Origin of the sequence: Bacillus sp. AFS029533, from assembly GCF_002585125.1 — a bacterium.
Lineage (GTDB): Bacteria > Bacillota > Bacilli > Bacillales > Bacillaceae_G > Gottfriedia > Gottfriedia luciferensis_B.
In genome coordinates, this window is the sequence record NZ_NUQC01000016.1 from 1 (window position 1) to 15301 (window position 15301).

General features: G+C 34.0%; 13 protein-coding genes. 11 read left to right on the forward strand and 2 right to left on the reverse strand.

The window, feature by feature from the left end:
• The coding region (locus tag COE53_RS08720; RefSeq protein ID WP_142350400.1) for a BclA C-terminal domain-containing protein at positions 1–466 on the forward strand (466 nt) is incomplete at its 5' end.
• A gap of 774 nt (positions 467–1240) precedes the next feature.
• Here the strand turns inward: COE53_RS08720 and COE53_RS08725 are convergent.
• Both COE53_RS08725 and COE53_RS08730 read right to left on the reverse strand, forming a co-directional pair.
• Positions 1241–2707 (reverse strand): spore germination protein, encoded by a 1467-nt coding sequence (locus tag COE53_RS08725; RefSeq protein WP_097976149.1) that lies wholly within the window; start codon positions 2705–2707, stop codon positions 1241–1243.
• 635 nt (positions 2708–3342) lie between these two features.
• Positions 3343–4239, reverse strand: a complete 897-nt coding sequence (locus COE53_RS08730; RefSeq protein WP_098947798.1) for a LysR family transcriptional regulator — start codon at positions 4237–4239, stop codon at positions 3343–3345.
• A 462-nt stretch (positions 4240–4701) separates the two neighbouring features.
• Here COE53_RS08730 and COE53_RS08735 point away from each other — a divergent pair, with 462 nt between their 5' ends.
• From COE53_RS08735 to COE53_RS08780, 10 genes are all read left to right on the forward strand, one after another.
• Positions 4702–5685 (forward strand): formylglycine-generating enzyme family protein, encoded by a 984-nt coding sequence (locus COE53_RS08735; protein WP_098947800.1) that lies wholly within the window; start codon positions 4702–4704, stop codon positions 5683–5685.
• 127 nt (positions 5686–5812) lie between these two features.
• Positions 5813–7933 (forward strand): arylsulfatase, encoded by a 2121-nt coding sequence (locus COE53_RS08740; protein WP_098947803.1) that lies wholly within the window; start codon positions 5813–5815, stop codon positions 7931–7933.
• 113 nt (positions 7934–8046) lie between these two features.
• Positions 8047–8601 (forward strand): adenine nucleotide alpha hydrolase family protein, encoded by a 555-nt coding sequence (locus COE53_RS08745; RefSeq protein WP_180242403.1) that lies wholly within the window; start codon positions 8047–8049, stop codon positions 8599–8601.
• Between the two features lie 214 nt (positions 8602–8815).
• Positions 8816–9994 (forward strand): acyl-CoA dehydrogenase family protein, encoded by a 1179-nt coding sequence (locus COE53_RS08750; RefSeq protein ID WP_097976141.1) that lies wholly within the window; start codon positions 8816–8818, stop codon positions 9992–9994.
• A 93-nt stretch (positions 9995–10087) separates the two neighbouring features.
• Positions 10088–11656, forward strand: a complete 1569-nt coding sequence (locus COE53_RS08755; protein WP_098947807.1) for a long-chain-fatty-acid--CoA ligase — start codon at positions 10088–10090, stop codon at positions 11654–11656.
• Positions 11657–11815: 159 nt separating this feature from the next.
• Positions 11816–12001 carry a hypothetical protein gene (locus COE53_RS08760; RefSeq protein WP_097976138.1) on the forward strand — a complete coding sequence of 62 codons (186 nt, stop codon included), beginning with the start codon at positions 11816–11818 and terminating at the stop codon, positions 11999–12001.
• A 186-nt stretch (positions 12002–12187) separates the two neighbouring features.
• On the forward strand, positions 12188–13000 hold the full coding sequence (locus COE53_RS08765; RefSeq protein ID WP_097976136.1) for an SDR family NAD(P)-dependent oxidoreductase: 813 nt from the start codon (positions 12188–12190) through the stop codon (positions 12998–13000).
• A gap of 155 nt (positions 13001–13155) precedes the next feature.
• The gene (locus COE53_RS08770; RefSeq protein ID WP_098947810.1) at positions 13156–14337 is read left to right on the forward strand and encodes a lipid-transfer protein; all 1182 of its coding nucleotides are present in this window, start codon (positions 13156–13158) and stop codon (positions 14335–14337) included.
• A gap of 46 nt (positions 14338–14383) precedes the next feature.
• Complete coding sequence (locus tag COE53_RS08775) at positions 14384–14848, forward strand: FAS1-like dehydratase domain-containing protein (protein ID WP_286162550.1); 465 nt, start codon at positions 14384–14386, stop codon at positions 14846–14848.
• Positions 14849–14868: 20 nt separating this feature from the next.
• Entirely contained in the window at positions 14869–15276 is a 408-nt protein-coding gene (locus COE53_RS08780; RefSeq protein ID WP_097976130.1) for a MaoC/PaaZ C-terminal domain-containing protein, read from the forward strand.
• Positions 15277–15301 lie beyond the last annotated feature (25 nt).

Genomic DNA, 15301 nt, shown 5'->3' on the forward strand with positions numbered 1-15301 from the left:
AGCAGGAGCGACAGGCCCAGTAGGAGCAACAGGTCCAGCAGGAGCAACAGGAGGTGGCTTATCAGAATTCGCATACATCTTCAATCTAACTCCTCAGACGGTTGCAGTAGAGGCAGATGTCATTTTTGATTCAAATGGAATAATGACAAGTGGAATTACACATACCCCTAGTACGTCTCAAATTGCAATTATTACTCCGGGGATTTACGAAGTTACTTTCTCCGTGTCAGGTACAGAATCGAACCAATTTGCACTATTTGTAAATGGCTTGCCGGTTGCAGGTACAATCTATGGTTCAGGTGCTGGTACTCAGCAAAACAACGGGCAAGCTATAATAGCTTTTGCAGCTGCTGATGTGCTTACTCTTAGAAACCATTCTTCTGCTTCAGCTGTTGGACTTGCAACTGTAATTGGAGGAACCCAAGCGAACGTAAACGCTTCTATTGTCATAAAAAAATTAAATTAGTTTCAAATAGATTAGTATTTTTATGTAGCATTAACTCTTTAACTAATAATACGAAATAAAAAATCTCCTGTAGAAGGAGATTTTTTACGTTCAAGTTGCAAAAAGATTTTTTATTCAACAATTAAAAAGTTGAAACAAGATCATATAATTCTTCTTCAACTAAACCAGCAGCTAATAGTTTGTCAATAATTTTCAATAAAAAAATTATGTGACTCATATTATACTATTTTTGACATCCTAAACTTTACTTATTACCGAATTTATTTAAACTATTTACTAAAAATCGAATTCAATTAATGTTGCTTTTATAATAACTATCCTTGTACAATTAAATGTTTTCAAAATATAAAAGATAGCATCTGGATCGAGCATATTTATATTTATGAAAATAGAAATGATATGAAAAAATACATTAATTTGATCAATTTTAAACATAATGTTTCGTTTCTCAAAAAATAGTTGAATAAGATATAAATTTAGAAAATTATCCTAGTCGTATCAATGTATGCTTTAATTCCGAATCCGACAACTAACCTCGTCAGCATATAAAGAAGGGGTTTACTTTAGTGTTTTTTTTGATATGTATTTTTTAAAACTGCAAGTACAGTTTATGTAGTGACGTTCGTTTGGAATTTTAAACTTATGAGGCAAAATGAGGAGGATTTTTTATTAATTTAAACTTAAAAAATATTAAATTCTGTGTGCGAAAAAGTGTAATTCAATAGACGTTCAAAAAGGATCTATTATTAAGATCCTTTTTTTGAAAACTATTAATTATTCTTTATCATCATGAGGATACTTGTGTTCACTGTTAATCAATTTCTTTAAATCTCCACGGTAAAAAACATCTTTAAACTCTTGTGGTCGAAACGGAATGATCGGCGCTAAGTACGGAACACCAACCGAGCGTAAGAGAGCCATATAAAGTATCAACAAGAGGAATCCGATTCCCATCGCTGTTAAACCAAAGAAACTACCTATGATTAAAAATAAGAAGCGTAACGAAAAAGCGGCACTAGCCATCCCACCTGTGACAAACAGAAAATTTGTTAGGAAAGCAATCCCTGTAATAATCAAGCTAAGAGGATGTACTAGTTTGGCATCAACAGCCGTCGTGCTAATCACCATTGTACCTACCAAAGAAACCACAATAATCATATCGGATTGAATCCGGAAGGCCGCTAAGATTAATATACTTATAATGAGTATCATTAGAGTCATTTCTAGAAATAATGGGAGGATGGTATCGGAATGTGTAAAATACGTTTTAGCAAATTTTGCAGGAACCCAATTTTTATGAAATTTAGCGACTGCAACATACATTCCTGGCAAGAAGACGGATAAAAAGTAACTAAAGAATAAGATCAATCGATTAGTGAGCTTACCAGTTTTTGAGTAGTATTCATTCGGTTGCGCCATAAACTGAACGAATAAAGATGGAGCGATGGAAGCTTGTGGTGTACCATCGACTAAAACGGCAATTCGTCCTTCATATAAAGCAGCAGCTACAATATCCGGCATCTCCGTATTGAAAATAAGGGGAAAGATTGTTTTCTTCTTTCCTTCCAAAACATCTTCAACAACTCTCGATTCCAAAACGTATTCCACATCTAATGTATCGATGCGCTTTCGTATATTTTCTAATGCTTGTTGATCCACTTTATTGTTTAGGTAGACGATTGAAAGATCTGTTTTAGCAAATTTTCCTAGTTGTTTCATTTCCACAACTAAATCAGGTGACTTAATAAAACTCCGAATTAAATTCAAGTTCACTTTTAATTGTTCTGACAGACCAATCATCGGACCAGCTGGTGAACGTTGTCGGCTACTTTGTTCAACCGAACGTTGTTGCCATTGGGTCGTTTCTGCGATAATTCCACTGTCATATCCGTCGACTAAGATCAGTGTTCGACCTCGGACAATTCCACCCAGTGCATCCTCGAAAGATGAAACGATTTCAACTGAAGAAGCTCGAATATGTCTTGAGGCTAAATTGTCGATAAATGGTCCGGTATCGTTTTTTTTGATATTCTGAAATAAAAATAACGGGGTAATAATAAAGTCCCGAATCACATCAGCATTCACGAGATCATCAAGGTAGAGGAGTGCTACGTCAAATGACTTGGTTTCACCAATACGAATCGTTCGAACAACTAACTCCGTTGTATGATGTAATTGTTCTTTAATTATTTCAACGTTTTTATGAAAACTATTTGTAAAATCAGCCTGTGCATTATTCAAATTCTATTCACCTCTAAGCATTCAATGTTAATAATTACCAATATTTAGTATGTGCTAAGATGATTTAAACATTCACAATTGAGGTAAGGGATTATACTTATGTAAACTAGGGATAAGCAATTTACATATTTCCATTAACAATTGATAGGATTCCATATTGAACTAATATGGAAGAACGATATAAATTTCCATTCAACGTGGAGATCCTGTGGTTCATGGATGGCTAACGCATACGTTAGTTACATTACTCGTGGGAGGCTGTTCTTTCAATTAACTCCTGTTTCACTATTTTGCAGTATATTTACAATAAGAAATGAAATAATTTACTGCAGGGCAAGGAAAGCATGTACAATTTTAAATTTAAAATAATAATAGATTGAAAGTTGGATGTTCAGCTACAGAAGTAGTTAATAGAATTTTCAACGCATGATCTTGCTTCTTATAAAAAACAAGCTCTGTAGTCTTTAAAGAAAGTGTATTTTAAAATAGAAATAAGCAACGACTCAATTAGAGCGCTGCTTATTTTTAATTACTATTGATCAGTTGAAGCAATATTATCCAGACAAATTGTTTGTTTTTCGAAATTATTATTAAATTGTAACAAGAATGAATAATATTGAAAACCTAGTTTTTATTTAAGTGAGATTTTGTTTAAAGGCTTTAATAAATTGTTTACTATGTTCGGATAATTTCTTGCCTCTCAATCGAACTATTCCAACGCAAAAGCGTAATGAACGAGGAAACACAAATGGAATTGTAATAATACTACCATTTTGAATACTGCTTATTTTGTTCAAAAATAAATTCATTGTGATAATAATACCCAATCCCTCTAATAGTGCTTCAGAAATAACATTCACGTTGTTTGTTGTAAATAATATATTCATTTCAGGAACATAGTTAATAAGTTCATTTGCATACCCCGCCAAAATAGGATCCTCCGTAAGAATCAAAGATTGATTAGCAAGGTCCTCAACTTGTACTTTTTCTAAATAGGCAAGTGGAGAATTTTTACTGGCACATATTACTGTGCCACCTTCGAGAATCGTTTCAAACTCCAATTCGGGATTAGAAGCCACCATTTCGTCTGTAAATATTGTAATACCGAAATCAATCTTTTCCGTTTTTATGTCGGACAAAATTGAATTAGGTTTTTTTTCAAAAACTTCTACTTGGCTATAGGGATAGTTTTTTTTATATGTAACAAGCGTGCTAGGAATAATTAACATTGCGTTAGGACTGACAGATAATGTTATATTAACTTTTTCTGGATAAAGCTTCTGATATGCAAAAATGGAAATATCGTTGACTTTAAGCATAATTTCCTGCGCTTTACTTGCAATAATTTTTCCTTCTTCTGTAAGCTCAGCACCCAACCTCGAACGTGTAAAAATCTTTATTTGAAGTTCCATTTCTAGATTAGTAATGGCTTTACTAATACCAGAAGGAGAGATATGAAGATTCTCAGCAGCTTTAATTAATGATTTTGTTTTCGCAACCTCAATTAAGTATTCCATTTGTAATAGATTCATTTCGTCACTCCTTTTTTTTGAAAGTGAAAAAAAGTCAATTAAGCCTCACTATTTTATACTTTATATTAACTTAAAGAGAAAGTATATTAATTTCTAAGAAGTATAAGATTTTTCTGAAAATTAAATTCCAAAATGAATTGTTGTAGTTGTAATTTAACTTCGCTAAAGGATGAACTAACTAATATTTTTTGGAGGTGTAATTTATCGTTTAATTAGATTTCTTAAATTAAATCGAGTTTCTACATTGCTGTGGAGTGTAGAATATTTCGAATTAAAAGTTTTACATAATGAGATATTGATATCTATCTTTAAAATTATTTGGAAATTTGAATTTATAAAATTAATTGATTAGTTGTATCATATGTATCCCCATAAAGGAAAGGTTGTTGTAATTACTGATTGAGAAACTAAATCTATTGTTTTCGTTTTGCAACTATAAAATTCATAAAGTGAGTGATATGAATGGAACTAGAAAAAATATCTGGGTGCTGTTCACCAAGTAAAGAAAAATCAGCTTTTTCTCAATCATTAGGATTAAATATTGTTAAAAGCTGTAAGGGGATTTTTGACAAAAATGCAATTTACATCCAAGGTGGCGAATTTTTAATGGGAACTGATGATCCAGAAGGGTATATGGCGGATGGTGAAGGACCTATACGAAAAGTAAAAGTGGATCCTTTCTATTTAGATGCTTGTACCGTAACAAATTCTCAGTTTGAGGAATTTGTAACTGATACAGGTTACAAAACTGAGGCAGAGATTTATGGTTGGTCCTTTGTTTTTCATTCGCTAGTGTCAATTAAAACACGAATGGCAGTTACTCAATTTGTTAAACAGACTCCTTGGTGGCTAGCGGTTGATGGAGCGAACTGGAGACATCCTGAAGGACCGGATTCAATACTTGAAAATAGAGTCGATCATCCTGTAGTTCATGTATCTTGGAATGATGCTATAGCATATTGCAACTGGGCCGGGAAAAGACTTCCCACCGAAGCAGAATGGGAATTTGCTGCTCGGGGAGGTTTAGTACAAAAAAAATATGCTTGGGGTGATGAATTACATCCGAATGGTCAACATTATGCAAATATTTGGCAGGGGAAATTCCCAAATGAAAATCACGAATTAGATGGTTATAAAGGAACTGCCCCAGCTCGTTCATTTCCACCTAATAATTATGGCCTATATAATGTTTCCGGAAATGTCTGGGAATGGTGTTCTGATTGGTTCAGTCCTACCTATCATGTATATGACACAAAAGAAAATCCCAAAGGTATACCAAACGGAACATCAAAGGTAATACGTGGAGGCTCTTATCTTTGTCACGAATCTTACTGTAATCGTTATCGAGTAGCTGCCCGTAGTTCCAATACACCTGACAGTTCTACAGGAAATATGGGATTTCGTTGTGCTATGGATGCGAAATTAATCACTCGTAAGGAATTTTAATAGTGTTTTTTGACTTCATTTAATGAGTGTTCAATACAAATGCAATTGAAAGTACAAGATTTAAGATGCTCAATGAAAGCTAGATTAACAGATTAATTATTTTTACATTTAAAGGAGACCATAAAAAATGAAAAACAATATTGTATACATAGTCCTTGATGATATGGGTTTTTCTGACCTTGGTTGCTATGGTTCGGAAATTAAGACGCCTAATATTGATCGTTTAGCACAAAATGGATTGAGTTATAATAATTTCCATGTTACGCCTCTTTGTTCTCCGACGAGAGCAAGTTTATTGACTGGACGAAATCATCATTCTGTAGGTATGGGGCTTCTAGCAAATTTCGATTTAGGTCCTGATGTTCCTAACTCACGCGGTAAAATTAGCTCTTCAGCAGGAACAATAGCGGAAATTCTAAAGGAAAATGATTATAGTACCTATGCTGTAGGAAAATGGCATTTAGCACCAATATATGAAGAAACACCGGCTGGTCCTTTTCATAACTGGCCGTTAGGAAAAGGTTTTGAACGGTATTACGGATTTTTAGATGCTTGTGCAGATCAATATACACCTACTTTAGTTTACGATAATCATAATGTGGAGCCTCCAAAAAAGCCCGACTATCATCTTTCTGAGGATCTTGTTGATCATGGAATACAATTTCTTTCTGATCACGCTTCAATTTTCCCAGAAAAACCATTCTTTATGTATCTTGCATTTGGCGCGCAGCATTATCCTCATCAAGTCTCACAAAGTTATATTGATATGTACAAAGGAAAATATTCAAAAGGATGGGATCAAATACGAGAAGAAAGATTGGAACGTCAAAAATTATTAGGAATCGTACCACAAGATACAGTGCTTGCGGAACGTAATCCTGGTGTGAAGGAATGGGATAAACTTAGATCTGAAGAAAAACGTCTCTTCGAAAGATTTCAAGAAACATATGCAGGATTCCTAACTCACACAGATGAACAGATAGGTAGATTCATTGAGTTTCTCGAAACTATTGGACAATTAGACAATACGATGATCGTATTTCTATCTGATAATGGGGCTAGTCAGGAGGGGGAATTTGATGGGTTTTTGGAACCAAATTCTTTTTATAGCGGAATTTCACCGACGGCTGAAAAAATGTTCGATCACATCGATGAAATTGGTGGACCAAATACACAGGCAAACTATCCTCGTGGCTGGGCTCAGGCAAGCAATACACCGTTTAAGTACTATAAACAAACAACATTTGACGGAGGAATTCATGTTCCATTGATTTATCATTTCCCAAATCGAATCAAGGATATTGGAACTGTTCGTAATCAGTTCCATCATGTCATTGATATCACTCCGACAATTTTAGACTTGGCTGGAATAAGTCCACCTAAAGAAATGAAAGGAGTTAAACAAATGCCGTTGCATGGAAAGAGCATGCAGTATACATTTGATGATCAGAAAGTTCAAACGATCCGTGAAACTCAATACTTCCTTATGGCAGCACAGCGAGCGATTTGGCATGACGGCTGGAAGGCGACTTCTTTTCATACGAAAGGAACACCTTTTGAAGATGATCGATGGGAATTGTATAACACGATTGAAGATTTTTCTCAAACAAATAATTTAGCTGAAAAGTTTCCAGAGAAACTGAATGAATTAAAGGAGATCTGGTTTGGCGAAGCTGAAAAATATAATGCACTCCCAATGATTGATAAAACAGTTGAATTATTTTCTTATGTTTTTCCTGATGATAAAGTAAGATATCGAACAGAGTTTACTTACTATCCAAAAATGGGCCATACTCATGCAATACCATCTATACTTAATCGATCTTATAAAATTACAGTACCGATAGATTGTCCGAGTAAAGACAGTAAGGGTGTATTGATTGCGCACGGAAATCAATACAGCGGATATACAATGTATATTCAAAATAACCGTTTATACTATGAGTATAATAATGTGGAGACTGTCTATATCATTGAATCTAATCAAGAAATACCGGTTGGAAAATCAACCGTACGTTTTGAATTTTCGAAAACAAGTCAATTTCAAGGAAAAGGAAGCCTATTTATCGATGATCACCATGTTGGAGAGGTTGATATGCCAAGGACCTTACCATTTATAATTTCAATGGATGGATTAACTGTTGGAAGAGATGCATATTTACCTGTAAGCAAAAACTATGCAGAAATAGGAGACTTCGCGTTTACAGGGAAAATTCAAAAAATCGACTTTGTTTTGCAAAATGATTAGGTTGAAATAAAAGGAAAAGATAGCTAGTCCATACTTTGTTGACTCAATTGAAATGAAAGATTTAATTGAAATACTAAAATTCTTTATTCAAGTGAAGTTAGAGGAGGATGAAAATGAGAAAAGTTCTTATTTTAGTTGAAACAAAAACTGAAAAATTACTTAAAATTTCCTTAGAAGTTTTAGCAGCCGCAAAAAAGATAAGTGATTGTTGTGAATTGAATGTAATTGGATTTGATCGTAACTTACCTCAATTTGCAAAATTATTAGCAAAGCATGGTGCAAATAAATTGTATTTATTGAAGAATAAAAAGCTAAACATCTATATGGTTAATAACTACACACAAGCTTTTCTACAAGTTTGTGATGCTGTTCAACCAGATATAATTCTTGTTCCTAATACAGTAATAGGGGTAGATTTAGCGTTACATATCGAAATGAACAAAGAAGTAGAGCTTGTTACAAATGTGACTGATATTAATTTTAGCGAAGGTGATTTATATTTTACTAGATCTACAACTTTATCTCTTCTAAATGAGTTAAAAAAAGTTGAGTGTGGAATTCCATTAGTAGTTGTGCATAAAGATAGTTTTTCTCCTAAAGAAGTAGGAGGAACAGTTGAAATTGTTGATTTTGCCGTCAACATTAAGGATTTACAACTAACAATTTAATATTTTTCTTTATCTTAAGCTAAATATAATTAGAAGTTTTTGTGTATTAAAAAATAGACATCATTTAGAGACATGAAATACTTATTTTGTTAAAAAGAAAGACAACTCTTAGAAGTTTCCAACGAAGAATTCAATGTTTGATAGTTTCTATAATTGGTATACTTCTTGATTTATAGCTAAATATAGGTTGGAATTTTTTTTAGGAGGGGACATTATGGCTAAAGTATTATCAGAAAGTAAGAATTCATCAAGAAGTTTTTTGAATGAGGAGCACCATATTTTTAGACAAGCATTCGTGAAATTTTTAGAAAAAGAAGCAATCCCTTTTGTAGATCTGTGGGAAGAAGATCATCTTGTACCTCTATCATTTTGGAGAAAAGCAGGAGAAAATGGTTTTTTATGTCCTTGGGTAGATGAAAAATACGGTGGCTTGAATGCGGATTTTGGCTACAGTATCGTAATGGCTGAAGAATTGATTAAAATTGGACTTGGGGCTTCAACTGCAATAGGTCTTCATAATGATATTGTTATGCCATATATTCAAAGTTACGGGAATGAAGAGCAGAAGAAACGATGGTTACCAGGTGCTGTTACCGGCGAATACATGTCTTCAGTTGCAATGACAGAGCCAGGTACAGGTTCAGACCTTTCAGGTATTAAGACAACAGCTGTACGAAAAGGTGATCACTTTGTGATTAATGGTGAAAAAACATTCATTTCAAGTGGGATATTAACAAATCTTATTGTTGTAGCAGTTAAGACAGACCCTAAGGCAGTACCTGGTCATAAAGGGATTAGTCTAATTGTTGTAGAGGAAGGTACCCCTGGATTTAAAAGAGGGAAAAAATTAAATAAGGTTGGTTTACATTCTCAAGATACCGCAGAACTTATTTTCGAAGATGCCATAGTTCCAGTAGAAAATCTTCTAGGGGAAGAGAATAAAGGATTTTATTATTTAATGGAAAAACTTCAGCAGGAAAGATTGATGTGCTCGATAACTGCTGTATACAGTGCTAAACGAATTCTAGATATTACGATGGACTATGTAAAAGAACGTAAAGTATTTGGCAAACCAGTTGGATCATTCCAAAATACACAATTTAAACTTGCAGAGCTTGCAACTGAAATTACGATTGGAAAGACTTTTCTAGATGATTTAATTGTAAAACATATTGCAAAAGAGAATGTTGTTACTGAAGTATCCATGGCAAAATGGTGGACGACAGCATTAGCAAAGAAAGCAGCTTCTGAATGTCTACAATTGCACGGAGGATATGGTTTTATGGAAGAATATGAGATAGCTAGATGGTATAGAGATGTAGCAGTTTTACCTATATTTGCAGGGACAAATGAAATAATGAAGGTAATTATTGCCGACAACATGGGATTATAAGTTAGAAATTATTTAAAATCTTTTTGAAACTGTTTGAATCAAATTACTACTGTTCATTTTTATTTAACAAATAAAATAAAAGGAGAAGTATAAATGATTATTACAAAAGCGCTAATTCGTTCTTCAATCATTTGGCCAAATAAGCTTGCGATTTTAGATGATGATTATCAATTCACGTATAAACAGTTAGCAAATCGGACAGCAAAATTAAAAAGTTGGCTAAAAAAGAACAATGTTAAAAAAGGTGATCGTGTCGGTGTATTAATGCTCAATGATTTCCGATACATAGAGCTATTCTATGCTTGTACTGCGATTGGAGCGATTATTGTTCCATTAAATTATCGTTTATCTCCAGAGGAACTAAAATTTACTTTAAATGATTCAGGAGCTTTACTACTCTTTATTCATAAAGAATTCGAAAAAGTAGTACCTTTTTTACAAATAAATACTCCTTCAATCGAACAATATATTTTGGCAGATGAGGAAATGAAGGATTCAGAATTGCTCTCCTATGAAAATATTATTAAAAATGAACCAGATACGGAACTTGAATATGATGTAACTGATGAGAATAATGTTGCAGGGTTGTTCTATACAGGTGGTACAACAGGCCGTTCAAAGGGGGTTATGCTGACTCATCGTAATATGGTTAGTAATTTTTACCAAACTATTCAGTTTACCGGTTTAGATCATACTTCAACCTATTTACATAGTGCCCCTATGTTTCACTTAGCAGATGCTACCTTTATGATTAATGCAATAATGGTAGGATGCACTCATACTTTTTTAAGAATGTTTACACCTAAATTATTTATAGATAAGGTCCAAAAAAATAACGTGACGGATAGTGTACTTGTGCCAACGATGCTAAATATGGTAGTAAATGATCCTGATTTTAATAGGGAGCATTTAAAATCTTTAAAGAAGATATTATATGGAGCTTCTCCAATGCCATTTGAACTATTGAAAAAAATTCAACACTCCTTTCCAAAATTACAATTTGAACAGGCATATGGAATGACCGAAGCTTCACCATGTTTAACTTATTTAACTGCAGAAGATCATATAACGGATGGTAATGAGCAGAGTGAAAGAAGGCTCAAATCAGCTGGTCGAGTTGTTTTTGGAGTTGATTTACGAGTTGTTGATGAACATGGAGTAGATGTAAAACCAGGTGAAACGGGCGAGATTATCGCTCGTGGTCAAAATATTATGAAGGGTTATTGGAATCTACCAGTTGAAACAACAGAGTCATTAAAAGATGGATGGTACCATTCTGGAGATATGGCAACTATAGATGAAGATAATTATATTTATATCGTCGATCGAAAAAAGGACATGATTATTACTGGCGGAGAAAATGTCTATTCAACTGAAGTAGAAAATGTACTTTATAAACATCAAGATGTAATCGAAGCGTCTGTAATTGGTGTTCCAGATGAGAGATGGGGCGAAGCTGTTTTGGCAGTAGTTGTCAAAGAACCTAAAAGTAGCATTACAGAAAACGAATTAATTCAGTTTACAAAAAACTATTTAGCTAATTATAAAGTACCTAAATCAATATTATTTACTGATGAAATCCCTAAAACAGCGGCTGGAAAAATATTAAAACGTAATTTACGTGAGCAATTTTGGAAAGATACTACGAGACAAGTAAACTAATTGATTAATTGAAAACATAGAGGAGGGTTGTTTAAATAGAAAACGTACTGGAAACAAAAACAATTAAAATTGATCGTTAGCTCTATTCTTAAAAATGTTGAACTCTATGGAATGTCAAATACTTTAGGTAGAGAAAAATTAGTTTTGGGGATGAAACATATGAAAAAGAAATTACCAAAATACATTCTTGAACAATTAAGTTTCCCAGTTTTCGTATCACCAATGTTTCTAATATCAAATCCAGAAACAGTTATTGAAAGCTGTAAAGCAGGCGTCATTGGTTCTTTTCCAGCATTAAACGCTCGAACAACAGCTGAATTAGAACAATGGATGAAGCGTATTTAAGTAAGGAATATCAAGAAGCTTTAAGAACGATTCTTCATTTAAATAACAAGAATCCTATTTCTATAGAAGAATTTTGATGTTTAATTAAATAAATATATGACAAATACAATTGTATTGATGTAAGACTACATTTACCACATAAAAGTTGAAATAGATTTTTAATAATTATTTTTTAGGAGGAAAATCATGAGTAAATTTTTAGAAAACCAAGTTGCAATTATTACAGGTTCAGGTCGAGGAATTGGACGAGAAGTAGCGTTACTATTTGCTGAACAAGGAGCAAAAGTAGTCGTTTCAGATAAGGATCTAACTCCAGCTGAAGAAGTTGCAGCAATTATTCGTGAAAATGGAGGAGAAGCAGCTGTCTATTGTGGTGATATTACAGCGAAAGAATTTGCAACGAATATTGTTGCTGCTGCTATTAATAATTTTGGTAAATTGGATATATTAGTGAACAATGCTGGATATACATCAGATGGATTAATTCATAAAATGACTGACGATCAATTCCAGGCGATGCTGGATATTCATTTGGTTGCACCATTTCGTCTAATTCGCGCAGCAGCACCATATATGAGAGACGTGGCTAAAAAGGAAATGGAACAAGGTATCATTAATCATCGAAAGATTGTTAATGTATCTTCAGTTGCATCAACTGGAAATGTAGGACAAGCAAATTATTCATCAGCAAAGGCAGGGATTATTGGTCTAACAAAAACTGTTGCAAAAGAATGGGGACAATTTAATATTAATGCGAACTCAGTTGCTTATGGATTCATTGATACACGCCTTACTCGTCCAAAAGAAGAAGGGGAAGTTGTTGATGGAGTAACAGTCGGTATTCCAGATAAAGTGCGTAATATGTTTATACAAACAATTCCTCAAAAACGTATTGGATCAGCTCGCGAAGCTGCAGAAGCTATTTTTTACCTTGCATCACCACTATCAAACTATGTAAATGGTCAACTCGTTCATGTTAACGGTGGATTATATACTTGATTTTAGTTAATGGTTATTCAAGCTAATAGATTAGTAGTAATTAGTTTATGTTTATTTGACTGAATATTTCTAATTAACAGTAAATTTTAAAGGTACACAATTTGTGTCTTTCATTAATGAATTGAATGTCAAATGACTAAAAAGGGGGATATACATTGAGTAAGAACGTAAAAGTAATCGGCGTAGATATGGTCAAATTTGTTAAGCCTGGAAAACAAGAGCCTTATGAATTGATGGCTTCAAAGGCAATTAGTGGAGCAATAAAGGATGCAGGAATTGATTTTAAAGAAATTAAACAGGCATTTGCAAGTTATGTTTATGGAGATAGTACATCTGGTCAAGCTGCTCTTTATAAAGTAGGTATGACTGGTATTCCAGTCATTAATGTAAATAATAACTGCTCGTCTGGATCGACAGCATTATTTTTAGCTCGTCAAGCAGTTGCTTCTGGAGTAGTGGACTGTGCACTTGCTTTTGGTTTTGAAGAAATGAAGCCAGGCGCATTAGGAAATGTATGGGGAGACCGTACAAATCCGTTACAAACATTTTTGGAACGTTTAGATGAATTAGAACCTGGTGCGGTTGGAAATACTGGTCCAGCAAGAATTTTTGGTGCAGCTGGAACAGCATATGTGCAAAAATATGGAGCAAATCCAGATATTTTTGCAAAAGTTGCTGTTAAGACTAGAAATCATGCAATTAATAATCCGTATTCAATGTTTCATACACCTTTAACGGTTGAAGAAGTAATGAACTCACCAGTGATTCATCCACCTTATTTAACAAGATTTATGGCCTGTCCTCCATCTTGTGGAGCAGCCGCAGTTATCGTTTGTAGTGAAGAATTTGCTAGAAAGCAAGGGAAACAAGATGCAGTTGAAATCGTCGCTCAAGCAATGGCTACTGACACATTAAAATCATTTGAGGATGAACTTCAAATCGTTGGAGCTGATATGACACGTAGAGCTGCTAACGAGGTATATGAAAAATCAGGAATTGGACCTGGGGATGTCGATGTAGTTGAATTACACGATTGTTTTACTCCAAACGAAGTCATTACTTATGAAGGTTTAAAGCTTTGTGGTGAAGGGGAAGCAGAAACGTTTATCAATAACGGTGATAATACGTATGGTGGTAAATATGTCGTAAATCCATCAGGAGGATTAATGTCAAAAGGCCATCCACTTGGAGCAACAGGTTTGGCACAAAGTACGGAGTTAGTATGGCAATTACGTGGTCAAGCAGAAAAGAGGCAAGTCGATAATGCTAGAGTCGCATTGCAACATAACCTAGGGCTTGGGGGAGCTGTAGTCGTAACAATGTATAAGAAAGCATAAAACAAAATAAAGTAATTGTAATTTGAAGAAGATTTTATAAAATGAGGTGATTATTTTGACAAAGGTTAAAGAATTAGTAGGAATGGATTTAAGTACATTTAGCTTCGGGGTGGAGAAAGGAAAGATCCTTGAATTGGTCAATGCGATTGGGGATGATAATCCAATTTTCCGAAGTTTAGATGTGGCACAAAATGCTGGATATGACGGGATTCCTGTACCGCTTACATATTTACAGGTAATCGAATCATTTGGGAATGAAACTGGATTTGAAGAACAAATTGCTAAATTAAAATTTAATCCAGTAAAAATTTTACATGGTGAACAAGAATATGAATATTTTGGTGAAATATATGCGGGAGACCAACTAACAGTTACAGGTAAAGTTGTTCATGCAGAAACAAAAATTGGAACTTCAGGTGGAATGGATTTTGTAACGATGGAAAACCAATTTAAAAATCAAAGAGGAGAGCTAGTTGCCATTTCAAGGGCTAAATTAGTTCATCGACATTAAATACAAAGGAGGTAAAGAAAATGTTTTTTGAAGATCTATATGAAGGATACACTTTTGAAACGGTAAATAAAGCTCCGATTTCACGTGTTCAATTAGTAAAGTTTGCAGGAGCTTCAGGGGACTTTAACCCACTTCATACTGTTGAAGAAGTAGGAAAGCAAGCAGGAACTGGAATTATTGCCCACGGTATGTTAGTCATGGGTATGACTTCACAAGGAATAACAACTTGGATTCCAAGAAAATATGTGAATAAAGTGTCTGTTCGTTTTCGGAAAATGACATTTCCTGGTGAAGAAATTCAAGTGTTTGGAAAAATCATTGAAAAAAAAGAGAATAATAGGGTAATAGGAGAAGTACTTGCGACGAATTCAGTAGGCGAGGTAAAAGTTTCTGGTATTTTTGAAGCAACGCTCCCTTCTAGAGATTAGTAGCAAGATTTAATAAAATACTGAT

Bases quoted from the DNA above. Each gene is read 5' to 3' on its own strand.
- COE53_RS08730 (WP_098947798.1), bottom strand. From the start codon at position 4,239: ATGAATCTATTACAAATGGAATACTTAATTGAGGTTGCGAAAACAAAA.
- COE53_RS08735 (WP_098947800.1), top strand. From the start codon at position 4,702: ATGGAACTAGAAAAAATATCTGGGTGCTGTTCACCAAGTAAAGAAAAA.
- COE53_RS08740 (WP_098947803.1), top strand. From the start codon at position 5,813: ATGAAAAACAATATTGTATACATAGTCCTTGATGATATGGGTTTTTCT.
- COE53_RS08745 (WP_180242403.1), top strand. From the start codon at position 8,047: ATGAGAAAAGTTCTTATTTTAGTTGAAACAAAAACTGAAAAATTACTT.
- COE53_RS08750 (WP_097976141.1), top strand. From the start codon at position 8,816: ATGGCTAAAGTATTATCAGAAAGTAAGAATTCATCAAGAAGTTTTTTG.
- COE53_RS08755 (WP_098947807.1), top strand. From the start codon at position 10,088: ATGATTATTACAAAAGCGCTAATTCGTTCTTCAATCATTTGGCCAAAT.
- COE53_RS08760 (WP_097976138.1), top strand. From the start codon at position 11,816: ATGAAAAAGAAATTACCAAAATACATTCTTGAACAATTAAGTTTCCCA.
- COE53_RS08765 (WP_097976136.1), top strand. From the start codon at position 12,188: ATGAGTAAATTTTTAGAAAACCAAGTTGCAATTATTACAGGTTCAGGT.
- COE53_RS08780 (WP_097976130.1), top strand. From the start codon at position 14,869: ATGTTTTTTGAAGATCTATATGAAGGATACACTTTTGAAACGGTAAAT.